The organism is Paraburkholderia madseniana (genome assembly GCF_009690905.1).
In the GTDB taxonomy this organism is placed as follows: domain Bacteria; phylum Pseudomonadota; class Gammaproteobacteria; order Burkholderiales; family Burkholderiaceae; genus Paraburkholderia; species Paraburkholderia madseniana.
The window spans coordinates 85,260-102,079 of sequence record NZ_VOSW01000024.1 but is presented as its reverse complement, the minus strand read 5'-3'; the positions used below and the strand labels follow the sequence as shown (position 1 = coordinate 102,079).

Sequence of the window (16,820 nt, the reverse complement as noted above, 5' to 3'; positions counted from 1 at the left end):
CATCACGCATACCGGTGCCTGCTGCTCGAAACGCTTCATCACCTCGTCAAACATCCCTTCGTACCCGTCGTCCTTGAACAGGTCGCCAGGTTACCAGGTTTGCCGCGCAAAGACCTTGAAAGGGCTGCCTTTAAATACGACAACCACGGATTCTGGATCGTCGCGCTGATCGCTGTGTTGTTGACCTGTGTGGCCGCCTGGCTGATTTTCCGCCCGCGACGCGATTGAAACCGTCACGCCCAGGTCGCCACCTAGTGGCTGGTTCGCTGCGAGCAGGCCCTGTCTCAGCCGTAGTCCCGACAGGATTGATGCACATCAACTGGCATCAGAAGCAATCACATAGCGCGTCAATGCGAATGTGCACGACGACATCGTCGGGTTGACCTGCCGCGACCGATTCTTCCGTGGGCCTGGCTTAACCGTGGGCACCCTGCCCGCCCTACGAAGTCTCGTTGCCAGGCAAGCGCACAAGCAACACAGGGCAGGTCGATATGCGCAGTAAACCCTCGGCGACGCTACCCAGCACGATCCTGCTCGCGCCGCGCCGGCCGTGTGTTCCCATCACAACGAGATCGATCTTCTGCCGCTGAATACACCGTTCGAGACAGCTCGGGATATCGTCGGCGGCATTCTGTGTTTCGTCGATTTCGATATCGCCCGGGATCCCCTGTTTGGCCATTGCCGTGCGCACGGCTTCCAACGCTAGCCGGCCGTCTTCTCGCAGCACTGTGCCGAGGGCTTCCGGTTCATAGTAGCCGGCATACGGAGCGACCCCCCATTTGCTGACGACGTATAAGGCATGCACGCGAGCGCGAGCCAACGCTGCGATCCGGAATGCCTCTTCTGCGGCCGGTTTCGACGCGTCGCTTCCGTCCACCGCTAACAGAATCTTGTGATACATGATGTTCCGTTCCCCCGAAGCTTGTATTCCGTTCGCCAACTCGCTCAACGGTGTGGTTTCGTCGACGGAAACCACACCCTGCGTCATCACGTCCGCTCCCGGATGCGGGTTCCGGCCACGCCGTCACCCCTACGCCTCAGACTATGCAATGCCGCGGCCACCCAGTTGACGCAGGTCAATGCGGAGTCCCTATGAAGCGCTGCGCGCGCAAGCATCTTTCGATGCGCGCCGTTCTCACGCGAGCGCACTGAACAGCGTGCCCGTGAAGCCTGTGACACTCATCGCGATCGCACCCCATGCGAGCACCCGCAGCATGCCCGGTACGATACGCGCGCCGCCAATTTGTGCAGCGAGGGCTCCCACCAGCGCCAGCAGAAGCAGAGACACAGCGGCAACCACCGGTATGAGCGCCGCACGCGTCGCCAAGGTCGCGGCAAGCAGCGGCACGGCACCGCCGCTCGCGAAGCTCAACGCCGAGGTGATTGCCGCAACGATGGGTCGCGCCGCCGTCGCATCCGATATACCGATATCGTCGCGTGCATGGGCGCCGAGCGCGTCGAAAGCCATCAGTTGCACGGCCACACGTTGCGCGAGCTCCGGGTCGAGGCCGCGCCGCACATAGATGTCCGCCAGTTCCGCCTGCTCCTTCTGGAACTCGTTTTGCAGGGACAGCTGCTCGACTTCGAGGTCGGCACGCTCGACATCAGCCTGCGAACTGACGGAAACATATTCGCCTGCGGCCATCGACAGCATCCCCGCGACGAGGCCCGCCACGCCTGACACCAGAACGCCGTGCGGCTGTGTCTGCGCCGCGGCCACGCCGACCATCAGCCCCGACATGGACAGCACGCCGTCATTGGCCCCGAGCACAGCGGCGCGAAGCCAGCCCGAACGATGCGTGCGATGGGTATGGGGATACACGATCGTCTATCCCTTTGCCTTGTCGCGGCCGAACGTTCGTGTGCGGTCGTCGTAGGTGAAGAGTTCCGCGTAACGTCCCCAGTCGATCGCGATGCGCAGCGTGTTGTCGGCGTCGTTCCGGTTCAGATGATCCTGAAGCTCGAGTTCGAAGCGTTCCCGCGGTGCGCGGTGCTCCTCGCGCTCGTCGAGTACCTGATGAATATGGGCGACAAGCGGCACGAAGCGAAGCAGGTGTTCCTTGAACAGGCGCTTGCGTTCATCCATTTCGCTGTGCGCGAACACGCGGCCGGCCGGCGTGAGCTTGATCGCGCCGTCCTTGACGTCGACAAACTCGAGGATTTGCAAGGCCACCGCAATCGGAAACACATCGCTGCTTTTCAGGCCAAGCGGAGCGGCGATCTTCGCCAGTTCCGCCTGGCCGCCATACGCGGATGAGGCAAGGTTCTCGACAAATCCGCCGATCCTGTTGATCGATACATCAGGTAAGTGCAGCGCCAGGCCTCCGTGGATCTGGCTTTGTTTGTCGATCGCTTCGGCCATGCGCGAGGTCAGAATCGAATAGATTTCGTTGACAATCGCGAGAAACGACGCATCGAGCCGGTTGCGCGGCTGCGGCAACGGCACCTGAATTTCCGCCGCAATGTGCCCGGGATTCGCCCCCAGCACCAGAATGCGGTCGCACATCATGACCGCCTCCTCGATGTTATGCGTCACCATCAGCACAGCCTGGGTGGAGAGTTGATGTTCGGTCCAGAGATCGAGGAAATCGGTGCGCAAGGTTTCGGCCGTCAGCACGTCCAGCGCTGAAAACGGTTCGTCCATCAAAAGCAGCGTCGGCTCGCTGACTATGGCCCGGGCGAAGCCAACCCGCTGGCGCATGCCGCCGGAGAGTTCGCGTGGGAATGCGGACTGGAAACCGTCGAGCCCAATCAGGTCGATGGCCGCCATCGCGCGGCGGCGCACTTCATCGTGCGGTAGCTTGAGTGCGTCGAGGCCGAACTCGACATTCTCGAAGACAGTGAGCCACGGATACAGCGCGAACGTCTGGAACACGACGGCGACGCCCTCGGAGGGGCCCGTCAACGGCGCCCCGCGATAGAGCGCCTGCCCCGAGGTCGGTTTGATCAGCCCGGCGGCGATGCGCAGGAGGGTGGATTTGCCCGACCCCGAGCGTCCAAGCAAGCCGAGAATCTCACCCTCGCCCACAGCCAGGTCGATATTCGACAACACAGGCAACGGCTCGCCGGAAGGTCTTGCAAAGGCCATGCTGACTTTGTCGAACTCAATGGTCGGTGCGTGGATGACGGCAGGCGCGATTCTGTCCATGGATTGCCCCTCAATCGAGCCGCGTGCGGCGTTCCGCAAAGGCGTAAAGCGGCCGCCATACCAGCCGGTTGGTGGCGATGACGAGCACCGACATCACGGCGATACCGAGCCCGATACGGGGAAAGTCTCCGGCGTCCGTCATCTGGGCAATGTAGGCGCCGAGGCCGCCGGCGTTCAGCTTCGTCGGCCCCCAACTGACCATCTCGGAGACGATGCTCGCATTCCATGCGCCGCCGGATGCGGTGATCGCGCCGGTCACGTAGTAAGGGAAGATGCCAGGGAGCATCACGTCGCGCCACCAGCGCCAGGGACGCACGCGAAAGCTGGTGGCCGCTTCCCGCAAGTCGCTCGGGAACGCACTGGCGCCGGCAATGACGTTGAACAGGATGTACCACTGGGTGCCCAGGATCATCAACGGAACGAGCCAGATCCGGGGTGCGAGCCCAAAGCGCACGATGAAATAAACGAACACCGGAAACAGGAGGTTGGCCGGAAAGGCAGCCAGAAACTGCGCAACGGGCTGGACCCGGGCGGTCAACCGGGGCCGCAGGCCAACGGCCACACCGATCGGCACCCAGACTAGAGAGGCGAGCAGCACGAGGAACGCGACGCGCGCGAGGGTAATCCCCCCGTTGCTCACGACCATCTGGAAATCGGCCCACGTGAGCGCGCCGCGTGCGAATCCTGCAAGCCGCCACGCAGCGTAGGCGACTCCCGCGAGGATGACAATGAGCCAAAGCACGTCCGCCACGCGGCGAGGCGCGGACCAGCGGGTCAGATGAACGGCATGCGGCAACACCAACCTCGCGCGTGCCGCCCTCTGCAACCATGCTCCAACGGGGCGAGCCAGGCGAGCGGCGAAGCTCGAGCGGCGAAACAGATCGAGCACCCAGCTACGCGGCACGGTTTGCGCGGCGGTGTCCTCGGGGCGGAACTTGTCGGCCCAGGCGACCATCGGCCGGAACAGCAACTGATCGTAAAGGACGATAGCGATGGTCATCGCGAGGATCGCCCATCCCACTGCAGCGAGGCTGCGCTGCTGGATCGCCGTTGCGACATACGATCCCACACCCGGAAGCGCGACCTGCAGGTTGCCGACGGAGATCGCTTCGGCGGCCACGACAAAGAACCAGCCTCCCGACATCGACATCATCATGTTCCAGATCAGCCCTGGCATCGCGAAAGGCACTTCGAGTCGCCAGAAGCGCTGCCACACGGACAAACGGAAGCTGCGGCTCGCTTCGTCGAGGGCGATGGGGATCGTCTTGAGCGACTGATAGAAACTGAACGCCATGTTCCAGGCCTGACTTGTGAAGATGGCGAAGATCGCCGCGAACTCCGGGCCCAGCACGTTGCCGGGAAACAGCGAGACGAAGAACACGACGGTAAAGGACAGGTAGCCCAGAATGGGCACCGATTGGAGGACGTCCAGAAGCGGTATCAGGACCATGCCGGCACCGCGGCTCTTCGCGGCGAGCGTCGCGTAGGTGAACGTGAAGATCAATGAAGCGATAAGTGCAGCCAGCATCCGCGTGATGGTGCGCAGCGTGTAAAGCGGCAGTGCGGCCGGCGAGAGCGAGATGCTAGGCTGATGAGCGATCACAAGCGGGGCCACCATCTGCCGGACGCCCACACCCATCAGGATCACCATGCCGAGTACAAGCAGCACCGCGGCAAGATCCTGCCAGTTCGGACCGTGCTGGTGCCATCTTCCCCCTTGCAGAACCTCGGCGTGGTGCTCCACGGTGTTTCCCCATTTGATAGGTACCCTGAATATCGTGTCCGAATCGGGCACGTCCCGTTTGACCTGCATCATGCGATGCCCAGAGGGCTGGTGGATAGCCCCAGTGTTGGCAGGCCGTGTGTCAAGGTGCTGACAAATATCGTGCTACTGGAGGAAATCATTGACATGTATCAAGCGCGCTGCGATGCGGTGCGCTTTGATGCTACTCATGCGGCCCGCTGCGCGAGGAGTGCAAGGTCGGCACAACAGAGGGCGACGTCATGTGGGATGTGATTGTGATCGGTTCCGGTGTTAGCGGCCTCGGCGCCGCGGCGGCGCTCGCCCGTCAGGGACGACGGGTACTAGTGCTCGAGCAGCACAGCGTGGCCGGCGGCCTCACCCAGACCTTTACGCGTGGGGACTGGACCTTCGCTACGGGTGTGCATTACATCGGCGGTGTGGGCAACATCGCAGGCTCAAGCGGACAGATCGGCAGGCTCCTCGCGTGGCTGACCGATGGCGCGCTGCGATTTGTCTCGTGCGGCAACCCCTACGACATCGTCCGGCTGCCTGGTTTCGAGTTTGGCATCCCGTATCCGGAAGAGCGTTACCGCGAGGCTCTGCTCGCGCGCTTCCCAGCGCAGCACGAGGCGATCGGGCGCTGGTTCGCCGCTTGCGAGGCCGCGCGGCATTCGGCCTTTGTGATGTTTGCGACGCGCGGCATGCCGCAGTGGCTGGCATGGGGAATGCATCTGATTCACGGCGACGAAGTCGAGCACTGGGCGCAAAGCACGCTTGCCAGCACGTTGGCCGAAGTGCCCGACCCGCAACTGCGTGCGGTGCTTGGCGCCCGCTGGGCCGATTACGGTGCGCCCCCCGACAACGCGCCGATGCTCGAGCACGCGCTGGTTACCGGTTCATACAATGCCGGTGCGTATTATCCGGCAGGCGGTCCGGCCCGCTTCGCGCGCACGCTCGTTCCGGTTGTTGAAGCGGCCGGTGGCGAGGTGAAACTGGGGGCCGCGGTAGAACACATCCTCGTGACCGGCGGCCAGGTGGCTGGTGTGGCGTTCAGCCAGGGCGGCACGCACCGGACTGAGCACGCAAGGCACGTGATATCGGCGATGGGAATCGCCAACACCGTGTCCTGCCTCGACGCCTCCACGGCACCCGCATGGCAGGACACGCTGCGCGGGTTGCGCCCGGGCCTGGCGCACCTGGCGCTATACGTCGGCCTCGACGGCGATATCGCTGCGGCGGGCGCATCCGGTGCCAATGTATGGATCTACGAAAGCGAAGACATTGGCCGGGTGTGGCACAACGTGGAAGAAGATGACCCGCCGGGGCTGTTCGTGTCGTTTCCCTCAATGAAAGACCGAACTTGGAGCGGTAAGCCGACGGCCGAGGTGATTGCACTGTGCGATGCGCGCGCCTTCGCCCCTTGGCTGGATACGGCAGAAGGGAGGCACTCCGAGCCGTACCTCGAACTGAAGGGACGAATCGAAAAACGCTTGCTGGTACGATTCTGCGCGCACTTCCCCGCCCTCGCGCCACTGATTCGCTTCCACGAGCTGTCGACGCCCTTGACGCAGCAACGCTACCTGCGCTCACCAGGTGGTGCCATGTACGGACTTGAGATGACGGCAACCCGTTTGACGAGCGCGGCATTGCGTGTGCGCACGCCCGTCCACGGTTTGCTGCTTGCCGGACAGGACGTGACCGGGCCCGGCGTCGCCGGGGCATTCATGGGCGGCCTGATGGCCGCGGCCGTCATCGAGCCGGCGCTGCTCAGGCGCTTCGGCAGCTAGGGCGACCGAAGAAGGATTATTTCTTGCTGCTGTATGCGCGAGGCACCGAGTCCGTCGTCAATCCGCACCGCGGGATTCCTGATCCACGTCAATTTGCCAGTTGACTCCGCGCCGATACTGAGGGCACCCCACCCCCAGCCGGAGAAACCTATGGCTCAGTCGATGAAAGCTGCCGTCGTCCACGCGTTTGGCGAACCCCTTCGCATCGAGGAAGTGCCTGTGCCAACACCAGGCCCTGGACAGATCCTCGTCAATATCAAGGCATCCGGCGTCTGTCACACCGATCTGCACGCGGCCGACGGCGACTGGCCAGTACGTCCCACGCTGCCCTTCATTCCCGGTCACGAAGGCGTCGGCTTCGTCACGGCGGTCGGCGCGGGGGTCAAGGCCGTCAAGGAAGGCGACCGGGTCGGCGTGCCGTGGCTCTATACCGCTTGCGGCCATTGCGAGCACTGCCTGAGCGGCTGGGAAACCCTCTGCCATGAGCAGCAGAACACCGGTTATTCGGTCAACGGTGGCTACGCGGAATACGTGCTTGCCGATCCGAACTATGTCGGGCACCTGCCTGCGCAAGTCAGCTTCGAAGAAATCGCCCCGATTCTGTGTGCCGGTGTCACCGTCTACAAAGGCATTCGCATGACCGACACGCGCCCCGGTCAGTGGATCGCGATCTCGGGGATAGGTGGCCTCGGCCATGTAGCGGTTCAATATGCGATTGCGATGGGGCTGCACGTCGTCGCCGTGGATATCGCAGATGACAAGCTCGCCCTTGCGCGCGAACTCGGCGCGACACTCACCGTCAACGCCACGACGGCGGATCCCGCAGCCGTGATTCAGAAGGAGATCGGCGGCGCCCACGGCGTACTGGTCACGGCGGTATCGCGCAGCGCCTTTGCTCAGGCGCTCGGCATGGTCCGGCGTGGCGGCACCGTCTCGCTCAATGGCTTGCCGCCGGGCGATTTTCCTTTGCCGATCTTTTCGACCGTGCTCAACGGCATCACGGTGCGCGGATCAATTGTCGGGACTCGTCGTGACTTGCAGGAGTCGCTCGAGTTCGCGGCCGAAGGACGGGTGCGGGCACACATTCACACCGACCGTCTGGAGAACATCAACGCCGTGCTCGCGGACCTCAAGGCCGGCAAGATCGACGGCCGTGTGGTGCTGACACTCGACTGACCCTGCGGCCTGTTGACCAATACAGAAAGCGTGGCCGCAGAATCTCAGTGCGGTCACGCCGCGATCAGCCTGCTTCGCTCACTTCTTCAGCAACGCAAGCATGGCTTGCTCGAGGGACACGAGCCTCGCATTCGTAAGCTCGGCATGGAGCTTTATTGCCCGAATCAGAAACTGGACGTTTGCGTCTTCGCTTTTCGAGGTGAGGTCATCAAATTCTGAAAATATTTTGCTAACGGCATCGGCATTCATGGTCGTTCCTTGCAAGGTTGGCAGAGGGCTTACGAATCAATTCAACTCCCGTTCGAGGAGTATTCAATCTGGCGCTGCCCCAATGGCTTCCGGGCAAACGCAAGCGCCTCAACATGTTTAAGCAGCGCCATACTGTTTCCTGCCGCTGCTTCGAGCGAAGTGCCGCTCAAAGCACGGCCGGCTTACTCGGCAATTCGTCGCGCTTTTCCTGTTGCGCTGGAAAATGTCTTTTCAGCAGCGCCGTCACCTCCTCGATGCCCCGAAGTACTCCGGCGTGATAGTTGCCCAGCTTGAAAGCGGCCTCCATCTGGCTACAGATGGCTTCCCACTCACCGGGTTTTATCCGTGCATGCACCCCGCGGTCCGCAACGATCTCCACATCGTGATCGGCTAGCAGGAGATAAATGAGCACCCCGTTGTTGTGTTCGGTATCCCAGACTTGCAACTCGGAAAAGACATCGATTGCACGTTCCCTCGCGGACATCCCTTCCAGTAGAGCCCCGATATGCAGCGCACCTTCGACTGCAAACCGGATCTGCCCAATGTGGGCACGATGGCTTTCCTGGATGGCCCTTTCAATGGCGTGCAGTGTCGGAGTAGGAAAAGCACGATTCACGTGCCACCGGGTCACGAACAAATGCTTGAGGACACGCTTGAGGTCCATGGCTACCACCTGCCCGATGCACCGCCGCCGCCAAATCCGCCGCCACCGCCCCTGAAGATCGTGCGGCCGGCGCCGCTGCCGAATCGTCCGGATTGCCCGCCGATCGCACGCCCCCCGGCGTAGGCGCCGAGACCGCTGCCGAGCAAGGTGAATGCGAGAGCAATCGCACCTGCCACCACGGCGATGAACAGTGTGCCCGACAACAGCCACGCGACGACCGCGACGGCTCCGCCCGTCACCACAGAACCGGGTAGTCTCCCTAGTACCACTCGAAACACGCCGCCTGCGACCATGGTGAGCACGAAAAGAATCGGTAGATAGCGCGCGAGTTGCCCGGACGCGCCACCTGCATGCTGTTCCGGAGACGGCAGAGGCTCGTCATCGACGACGTGCATGATGCTGTCGACGCCCGCCGCCACACCTCCGTAAAAGTCCCCTTGCCTGAATCTCGGAACAATCGTCTCGTTGATGATGCGGCTGCTGGTTGCATCGGTCAGTGCCCCTTCGAGACCATAGCCCACTTCGATTCGCAGGGTCCGGTCGTCTTTGGCGACGATGAGCAGCACGCCATCGTCAACGCGCCTGCGTCCAAGCTTCCATTGCTCAACCACGCGCAGCGAATACTGTTCGATGGTTTCCAGCTGCGTAGTCGGCACGATGACCACTGAGATCTGGCTCCCCTTTTTAGCCTCGAACGTCCGCAATGTCTGTTCTAACGCCGAGCGCTGTTCGCTGGTGAGCGTGGCCGTCTCGTCGGTGACATGCGCGGTCAATGCGGGAATCGCCACGTCCGCGCCGGCACCGCACGGCAAGAATGCGAGGACGGCGAGCAGCAGCATGCTGACGGATTTGAGGATGTTCAATTCGCCGCCCCACTGGCGGGCGCGGGCGCCGTGATGAAATCGACCTGCGGAGGACGCGCAATCGCCGCCTCTTCCGACACCGAGAAATTGGGTTTCTCCTTGTAGCCGAACAGGCTTGCGGTGAGATTGGACGGGAACGATCGCACGGTCGTGTTGTAGTCTTGCACCGCCTTGATATAGCGGTTGCGGGCCACTGTAATGCGGTTTTCGGTTCCTTCGAGCTGCGCCTGCAAGTCGCGAAAATTGGCATCGGACTTCAACTGCGGGTAATTCTCAGAGACGACGAGGAGTCGCGACAGCGAAGACGACAACTGTGCCTGGACCGCTTCGAATCTGGCGAACGCCTGGGGGTCGTTGATGAGCGCCGGAGTCGCCTGCACGGATCCGACCCGGGCACGCGCCTCGGTCACGCTCGTGAACACCTCTCGCTCCTGGCTCGCGTAGCCCTTCACCGTGTTCACGAGATTCGGCACCAGGTCAGCACGACGCTGGTACTGGTTGAGCACCTCCGACCAGCTCGCTTTCACCTGCTATCCTGAGTCTGGATAGCGTTGTAACCGCATCCGGAGAGGGATAGCACGATGACAGCAAGCAATGCTAGACATAGAGTGCGCATTGGACCTCCCTGTTCTTCCGGGAGCCGCCCCGAGTACCGCCCTGGTGAGGACCGCGGTGTAGCGAGATACGGACCAGAACGGCTTTCCTGCATCGTCGATGCAAACAACCCCAGACTACGCGTAAGGACCGGGTGTACGTTAACCCATATCAAGTACCCCGTCAGGGGAAAATCAGTCGAGCGCGCTACAGCGCACTCACCGCGGCCGAAGGCCGAACGGATGGACAATCTCTTTCAGGAGCGGCACTGCTTGCACAGGGCCTTCACGCGCAGTGCCGTAACGCGGTCTGAGCGAGGACCGCCGCAGCAAGCCATGACGTGGGTCGTGCCGCAACTGTCAGCTCTGCGTTCTGACTTTTGATTGCATTTGATGTGGATCACGAAGTGCATCCGGCACGCGTCAATCATGAAGCTGTCTGCAACATGTGGACAACGCCTCTTTCTTCGCGGGGAGCATTTCATGACTGAACAACCCGAGTCCGCATCGATGCTGTCCGCGCCCTCCGCTACCCTCCGGGTTCAGCGGCTCGTCGAAAGCCCGAGCTACCGGCAGGCGGACGAGGACCTCGCTTTCCTGCAGCGCCCCGAAATGTGTGCATTGAGGCGGCACAGCGCGCGCTAGACGCCTCTCCCGGCGATCCGGTCCGCAGGCGCGAGGCCGCAATCGCTCAGCGTCTTCTGGAAATGAGCGCATACAACACGGTCGCCTGCGAGCTTGGCCTCCTCATAGGACGCGCGGAGGCGACCCCCACGCTGCCGAAGCAGACGGTCGTCACAGGTGGTGGACCGGGCATCATGGAAGCGGCCAATCGGGGCGCGTTCGAGGCCGGTGCGGCGAGCGTCGGCTTGAATATCTCGCTGCCACGCGAGCAGCTGCCGAATCCGTACCTGAGCCCGGATCTGTGCTTCCGCTTCCACTATTTCGCGATCCGCAATCTGCACCTGCTCGAGCGTGCGAAGGCTGCGGTTTTCTTCCCGGGTGGCTACGGCACTTGCGACGAACTGTTCGAGGTGCTGACGCTCCTGCAGACAGGCAAGATCAAACCGCTTCCCGTGCTGCTCGTGGGTGAGCGCTTCTGGCGCCAGGCCTTCGACGTCCAGTTCCTGATCGACGAGGGCATGATCGCTGCAAGCGACGCCGATCTGTTTTGCTTCGCCGAAACCGCTCCACAGATCTGGCAAATCATTGCGCACTGGTACGAACGGCCGCATTTTCAGGAGTAACTGGCCCGCGCGATACGGCTTGACTCATATCAGCGCTTCACGGCATGCAGGGGCGTGGAACTCAAACCCGGCGCGATCGCGTTAACGGTCTACTGGTCGCGATCCCGGCACCACTCGTGGCTTGATTGAAATCAAGGGGTCCGATAGCGCGCGAACTATCGTGAAGATGGCAATGCGCCAACCGGATACATGTGACGTTCAGAGGAGTTTGAGATGACTGAGATGCAATTTCTGACCTACGAGACCTTGCCTGATGCACGTCCCGAATCGGCCGAAGGCACTGCGCCGAAAACCATCGCACTGCCACATCCCGACCAACGCTCAGGTCTGCCGCTAATGACCGCGCTGTCGTTTCGATCAAGTAACCGTGAATTCGCACCGAGCCCGCTGTCAATGGGCACGCTCGGAGAATTGCTGTGGGCTGCGGATGGCGTCAACCGTCCGGTCAGCGGCGGACGCACCGCGCCATCGCCACATGCCTTTAATGAAATCGACATCTATGTGGCGCTGCCCAATGGAGTCTATCGTTACGATGCGCCCAACCATCAACTGCTGCTCAAGCACGCCATCGAAGCGCGCAATCTGACCGGCTATCAGGATTTCGTCGGCAAGGCGCCGCTCGAGCTCGTGTATGTGGTTCGGACGTCCAGTCTGCAGGAGATGCCGCAGCAACAGCGTGAACGATTTTCTGCTGTCACCGCTGGCGCGATTGCGCAGAACGTAGCGCTCTATTGCGCGTCAGCCGGGCTTGTCAACGTGATCCGCGGCTGGATCAATCACCGGCTCCTCGCCGACGCGCTGCGGCTCAATGAGGATGAACTGCCGATCCTCGCGCAAACTGTCGGCTTGCCGAGCGGGCAGCACGCTTGAGATCGAGATTGAGAGGCCGCATGGAGGCCTTTGGAATGGCCAACCCAAGGTCCGCGGGATGGCCTTCAATAAGCTAGGGCGCGCAACCCTACGCGCACCCTGCCCCTGTTTAGCTAGCTGATCTGCAGGCGCTTCTGTGTCGAAGCCGCCTTCTTCGGCAATGTCAGCGACAGCACGCCGTCCTGATACTGCGCCGCCGCCCTCGCTTCATCGACATCGCTCGCCAGCGAGAACGACCGGCTGATTGCGCCCGAATAACGTTCGCGTCGCAGCACCCGCTCGCCTTCCTTCAATTCCTTGTTGCGTTCCACCTTCGCGCTGATCGATACGGTGTTGCCGTCGATCTTCACGTCGATGTCCTTTTTATCGACGCCCGGCAGTTCTGCTTTAACCATGTACGCCGTGTCGTTTTCCGTCACATCGAGCTTCATGTCCGCCAGCGGTGCGTCATCGCCCGTTGCGATGCCGCGCAGGGGGCGGAACAAACCATGAAACAGATCCGGTACCGCTTCCATTGAGAACGGCTCATAACGTGTCAAGTTGCTCATCGTAGCTACTCCTCAAAAAGTCCATGATCTCCATGGATTTCACACTGCTTCAAATGACCACTGCATCAACGACTTTAGGTCTCTACGTAGAACGTCCGTTGATATGTATCAATTGCCGCGCGTAACCGGAGCGGTTCGCAAAACACTGACCTCCATCAATTCCGGTGGCCGGCGTCTGCTTATGCTGGAAGTGCCCTCTTGAATCTGCGGAGTCATCCATGCTTACCCGATCAAGCGCGCCCATTCGCCGGCCGCTTCATGCGCAGCATCGTGAACGCATCGCCCGCCGCGCTTGGTCGCGCATCGACGCAGCGTTGCAGCGCCCCTGCTCGTATCGCCATCCGGCAGGGCGCATCCGGCGAATCGAAACCCATATTTCCGTGATCTATCTGGCCGGGCGATTTGCGTACAAGATCAAGAAGCCTGTCGATCTGGGATTCGTCGATTTCACGGACGTGGCTGCGAGGCAGCATGACTGTAATGAAGAGGTGAGGCTGAACCGGCGGCTCGCTCGCGGGCTTTATCTCGGCGTGGTGCCAGTCGTGCGGCTCGGTCGCATATTCAAGGTGGACGCACAAGGAACGCCCGTCGAGCATGCGGTCCGGATGAAGCGATTCGACGAACGACAATTGTTTTCCCGTCTGCTCACACGCGGCGAGCTGGGTGTCGCGCAGATCGACCGGGTGGCCGAGCGTCTCGCAGCGTTTCACCGCTGCGCCTCCACAATCCCACCGCGCAGCACGCTGGGGACGGCAACGTTCTTGCGCACACAGATGGAGACCGTGCTGACGTCGCTCGAGCGGGAAGCCGGCACGCTCGTGCCCGCTGGTGTGCGTCAGTGGTGCGAAAGAGAAGCCGCGCGGCTTGCTGGGCATTTTGAAGCGCGTCGCGCGGGCGGGTTCGTGCGCGAATGCCACGGCGACCTGCACCTCGACAATATTGTGCGCAAAGGAAACGACGCCATCTTGTTCGATTGCATCGAATTCAGCGACGCCCTGCGCTGGATCGACGTCGCTAGCGACCTCGCCTTCCCACTGATGGATCTGCAAGCGCATGGCAGTGACGATCTCGCGTCGGCTCTCCTGAACGGCTGGCTGCAACGGACTGGCGACTTCGGGACACTGCCGGCGTTGCGTTTCTATGTCGTCTACCGGGCGCTGGTACGGGCACTTGTCGAAGTGCTGAAAGCGCGTGGGTCGTTTGCCGCGGACTGTCTCGCGCGCGCCCGTGACTATGTGGCCTGCGCCGCCCGCATGGCAAGCGCGCAACAGCCGTATCTGCTGCTCTGTCACGGCTATTCCGGGTCCGGCAAATCGGTGGCGAGCGAAGCGCTTGCCAACCGTATCGGCGCAATCCGCCTTTCCAGCGATACGGAGCGCAAGCGCCAGCGAGCGTTCGCGCCGCCGGATCACCACGCCCTGCCCGCTGTCGCGTACTCGCGCAAAGCAATTGACTCACACTACGATGCGCTGCTAGCGATTGCGCGCCACATGCTCGAAGCAGGCTATCCAGTATTAATGGACGCGACGTTCCTGAAACAGCGGCATCGTGCGTCCTTCATCGAGTTGGCGTGCGTATACGACGTGCCTGTGTTTCTTCTGGATTTCCACACGTCTGCGCGGCAACTGGCCGAACGCGTACGCAAACGCGCGACGGACCCAGGGCAGTCGTCTGACGCCAATGCAGCGGTGCTGGTCAGGCAACTCGCCAACGAAGAGCCGCTCACGCCCGACGAAGCCGCATTGACGGTTGCTTTCGATACAGACGTTCCGCTCGGCGCCTTTCAGCACGCGACGTACTGGAAACCGTTGTTGATCCGCCTGCACCCGGACGGCGCGCTAGAACACGCTGTTCACAGCGGCACGCCCCATTGGCAGACGAGCGGCTGGGACGCGACAGGTTGCCAGAGGGTCGCCTGAATCCAACTGCAGTCGCAAGGGAACCAATACGCCTTGATCCAGATCAGTATTCCCCACCCGTTCGTTGCCGATGATGAACGCATACGGTTCCCATCGACGATGGTCTGACATATATCGACACATTCTTGCCGCCATCGACGGCAGTGAAACATCCGCACGAGCGTTCGACGCCGCCCTGCAACTCGCCCGCGAATCCGGCGCGGAGTTGCAGCCACTTTATGTCGTCGACGTGCCAACCATGGTCGATGACGCACCCGGCTACGGTCCGAGTATCGTTCGCGACGCGTTCCTGGAGGAAGGCAAACATGTGGCCGACACGCGCTTGCACGGATGAAGCACGACAGCGTCCAGGGGGCGCCGCGGATCATCGAAACCAATCTGGCCGGCGGCGATTTCGATGTCGCCCACTGCATCCTTCATGCGGCCGAGCATCTGAAAGCCGATCTCGTCGTGATGGGGACACACGGCCGGCACGGCGTTCGGCGGCTCGTGCTCGGCAGCGTCGCGGAGCGCTTTTTGCGGATTGCGCAATGTCCGGTCCTGATGATCTCGGCGCACGGCGCTCCCGAAGCTGCGACTGACGCCGTGGGAGCAGCCGAACGCGAAAAAAAGTCGACCTGATCTGCAGGACCGTGATCGTCTTTATCGACCACAGCGCCCATGGCGATGCTCGTGTCGGGTTCGAACTCGATCTGGCGCAACGGAATGGCGCTCATGCAGGATTCGGGTCGGCGGTCCCCGTGAACGCATGGCGTGTCAATACCGGAAATCCCGTTAGCGAATTGCCAGCACCGCGGCCCCCGTCAGCTTCCCTTCGCGCAGATCGGCGAGCGCCTGGTTGGCCTCACCCAGCGGATAACGCGTCGTTTCGATGTCGAGCGGAATCTCGGCGGCCAGACGCATAAACGCAAGCCCGTCTTCGCGCGTGAGATTCGCCACCGACACCACGCGACGCTCGCCCCATAGAAAGTCATAGGGAAAGGACGGGATGTCGCTCATGTGAATCCCGCCGCACACCACAATGCCGCCTTTCACCACTGCCTTCAGGGCGATCGGCACGAGCGCGCCGACTGGAGCGAATAGCAGCGCGGCGTCGAGTTCGTCCGGCGCCGCTTCGTTGCTGCTGCCGGCCCACGTCGCGCCGAGCCGCAGCGCGAGCTGTTGAGCCGCCGCATCGCCGTCACGCGTGAAGGCATAAACGGTGCGCCCCTGATGAAGCGCGACCTGGGCGACGATATGCGCGGCCGCGCCAAAGCCGTAGATGCCGATCCGTTGCGCGTCGCCTGCCGTGGCCAGCGCCCGATAGCCGATGAGTCCCGCGCACAGCAGCGGCGCCGCTTCCACGTCCGAATATCGGTCAGGCAGATGAAAGCAGTAACGGCTGTCTGCGACCGTGCGCTCGGCGTAACCGCCATCGATCGTATACCCCGTAAAACCCGGTTCATCGCACAGATTCTCGCGACCGGAGAGACAGTAACGGCAGTGGCCGCAGGTATGGCCCACCCATGGCACGCCGACCCGTTCCCCCACACCGAAGCCGCTTACTCCCGGCCCCACTGCCGCAACAGTGCCGACGATTTCATGCCCCGGGATCACTGGCCGCTTTGGATGGGGCAGTTCGTGGTCAATCAGATGCAGGTCGGTACGGCAAATGCCGCATGCGTGAACATCGATCAGCAACTGGCCCGCAGCCGGCACAGGATCAGGAAGCTGCAAGTCGCGCAGTGGCCCCCCGGTGTCATCGAATACCATTGCCCGCATCTCACCCCTCCCTCGCGTGATGGTTGCCGTTGGCACGGTTGTGGGAGGCGGCCTGCCTCACTTTGTCGGTTACGCACTTGATCGCAATCACCTGAATATAGTCGTGAACACGCGCACCGGCCGACAGACGACTGATTTCATCGCCTACCATGCGGGCCAGATCGTCTTCATTCAACGCCGTCCCTTGTGCGATCTCGAGCAGCGGAACCAACAGTTTATCGCGAGGCATGACAGGACTCCTGGTGGGAAAA

The 16,820-nt window shown here is 62.1% G+C and carries 14 protein-coding genes and 4 pseudogenes; 7 read left to right on the top strand and 11 right to left on the bottom strand.

Annotation, left to right across the window (positions count from 1 at the left end; genetic code table 11):
* Positions 1–228 (top strand): annotated as a pseudogene (locus FSO04_RS46360) (hypothetical protein); the annotation flags it as partial.
* 211 nt (positions 229–439) lie between these two features.
* Here FSO04_RS46360 and FSO04_RS14965 read toward each other — a convergent pair.
* The 4 genes from FSO04_RS14965 to FSO04_RS14950 all read right to left on the bottom strand — a co-directional run bounded on the left by FSO04_RS14965 (position 440) and on the right by FSO04_RS14950 (position 4,892).
* Entirely contained in the window at positions 440–901 is a 462-nt protein-coding gene (locus tag FSO04_RS14965) for a universal stress protein (RefSeq protein ID WP_154560430.1), read from the bottom strand.
* A gap of 234 nt (positions 902–1,135) precedes the next feature.
* Positions 1,136–1,825, bottom strand: coding sequence for a VIT1/CCC1 transporter family protein (locus tag FSO04_RS14960; protein WP_168435689.1), 690 nt, complete (start codon positions 1,823–1,825; stop codon positions 1,136–1,138).
* A 3-nt stretch (positions 1,826–1,828) separates the two neighbouring features.
* Positions 1,829–3,148 carry an ABC transporter ATP-binding protein gene (locus FSO04_RS14955; protein ID WP_154560422.1) on the bottom strand — a complete coding sequence of 440 codons (1,320 nt, stop codon included), beginning with the start codon at positions 3,146–3,148 and terminating at the stop codon, positions 1,829–1,831.
* Between the two features lie 10 nt (positions 3,149–3,158).
* On the bottom strand, positions 3,159–4,892 hold the full coding sequence (locus tag FSO04_RS14950; RefSeq protein WP_168435686.1) for an ABC transporter permease: 1,734 nt from the start codon (positions 4,890–4,892) through the stop codon (positions 3,159–3,161).
* Between the two features lie 260 nt (positions 4,893–5,152).
* Here FSO04_RS14950 and FSO04_RS14945 point away from each other — a divergent pair, with 260 nt between their 5' ends.
* Together FSO04_RS14945 and adhP are read left to right on the top strand one after the other, a co-directional pair.
* A complete protein-coding gene (locus tag FSO04_RS14945; RefSeq protein ID WP_154560421.1) occupies positions 5,153–6,679 on the top strand; it encodes a phytoene desaturase family protein in 1,527 nt (508 codons plus the stop codon).
* Between the two features lie 150 nt (positions 6,680–6,829).
* Positions 6,830–7,855 carry an alcohol dehydrogenase AdhP gene (gene adhP / locus FSO04_RS14940; RefSeq protein WP_154560420.1) on the top strand — a complete coding sequence of 342 codons (1,026 nt, stop codon included), beginning with the start codon at positions 6,830–6,832 and terminating at the stop codon, positions 7,853–7,855.
* A 78-nt stretch (positions 7,856–7,933) separates the two neighbouring features.
* On the opposite strand, the gene FSO04_RS46355 is transcribed toward adhP, so the two are convergent.
* The 4 genes and pseudogenes from FSO04_RS46355 to FSO04_RS14925 form a co-directional block, all read right to left on the bottom strand.
* Complete coding sequence (locus tag FSO04_RS46355) at positions 7,934–8,104, bottom strand: hypothetical protein (protein WP_166618186.1); 171 nt, start codon at positions 8,102–8,104, stop codon at positions 7,934–7,936.
* A 166-nt stretch (positions 8,105–8,270) separates the two neighbouring features.
* Entirely contained in the window at positions 8,271–8,768 is a 498-nt protein-coding gene (locus FSO04_RS14935) for a TPM domain-containing protein (protein WP_154560419.1), read from the bottom strand.
* Between the two features lie 2 nt (positions 8,769–8,770).
* Positions 8,771–9,631, bottom strand: coding sequence for a TPM domain-containing protein (locus FSO04_RS14930; RefSeq protein WP_154560418.1), 861 nt, complete (start codon positions 9,629–9,631; stop codon positions 8,771–8,773).
* Positions 9,628–10,247 (bottom strand): annotated as a pseudogene (locus FSO04_RS14925) (LemA family protein). Before FSO04_RS14925 ends, FSO04_RS14930 begins: the two are co-directional and overlap by 4 nt.
* A gap of 460 nt (positions 10,248–10,707) precedes the next feature.
* On the opposite strand from FSO04_RS14925, the pseudogene FSO04_RS14920 reads away from it, so the two are divergent.
* Together FSO04_RS14920 and FSO04_RS14915 are read left to right on the top strand one after the other, a co-directional pair.
* Positions 10,708–11,471 (top strand): annotated as a pseudogene (locus FSO04_RS14920) (LOG family protein).
* Positions 11,472–11,684: 213 nt separating this feature from the next.
* Complete coding sequence (locus FSO04_RS14915) at positions 11,685–12,341, top strand: nitroreductase family protein (RefSeq protein ID WP_154560417.1); 657 nt, start codon at positions 11,685–11,687, stop codon at positions 12,339–12,341.
* Between the two features lie 113 nt (positions 12,342–12,454).
* Here FSO04_RS14915 and FSO04_RS14910 read toward each other — a convergent pair whose 3' ends face one another.
* Positions 12,455–12,889: an Hsp20/alpha crystallin family protein gene (locus tag FSO04_RS14910; protein WP_154560416.1), complete on the bottom strand. Its 435-nt coding sequence runs from the start codon at positions 12,887–12,889 to the stop codon at positions 12,455–12,457.
* 218 nt (positions 12,890–13,107) lie between these two features.
* Between FSO04_RS14910 and FSO04_RS14905 the strand changes: the two genes are divergently transcribed.
* Together FSO04_RS14905 and FSO04_RS14900 are read left to right on the top strand one after the other, a co-directional pair.
* Positions 13,108–14,808, top strand: a complete 1,701-nt coding sequence (locus tag FSO04_RS14905; protein ID WP_154560415.1) for a bifunctional aminoglycoside phosphotransferase/ATP-binding protein — start codon at positions 13,108–13,110, stop codon at positions 14,806–14,808.
* Positions 14,809–14,917: 109 nt separating this feature from the next.
* Positions 14,918–15,429, top strand: a pseudogene (locus tag FSO04_RS14900) (universal stress protein).
* A gap of 153 nt (positions 15,430–15,582) precedes the next feature.
* Here FSO04_RS14900 and FSO04_RS14895 read toward each other — a convergent pair.
* The gene (locus tag FSO04_RS14895; RefSeq protein WP_154560414.1) at positions 15,583–16,569 is read right to left on the bottom strand and encodes a zinc-dependent alcohol dehydrogenase family protein; all 987 of its coding nucleotides are present in this window, start codon (positions 16,567–16,569) and stop codon (positions 15,583–15,585) included.
* A gap of 1 nt (position 16,570) precedes the next feature.
* On the bottom strand, positions 16,571–16,798 hold the full coding sequence (locus FSO04_RS14890) for a DUF3562 domain-containing protein (RefSeq protein ID WP_154560413.1): 228 nt from the start codon (positions 16,796–16,798) through the stop codon (positions 16,571–16,573).
* Positions 16,799–16,820 lie beyond the last annotated feature (22 nt).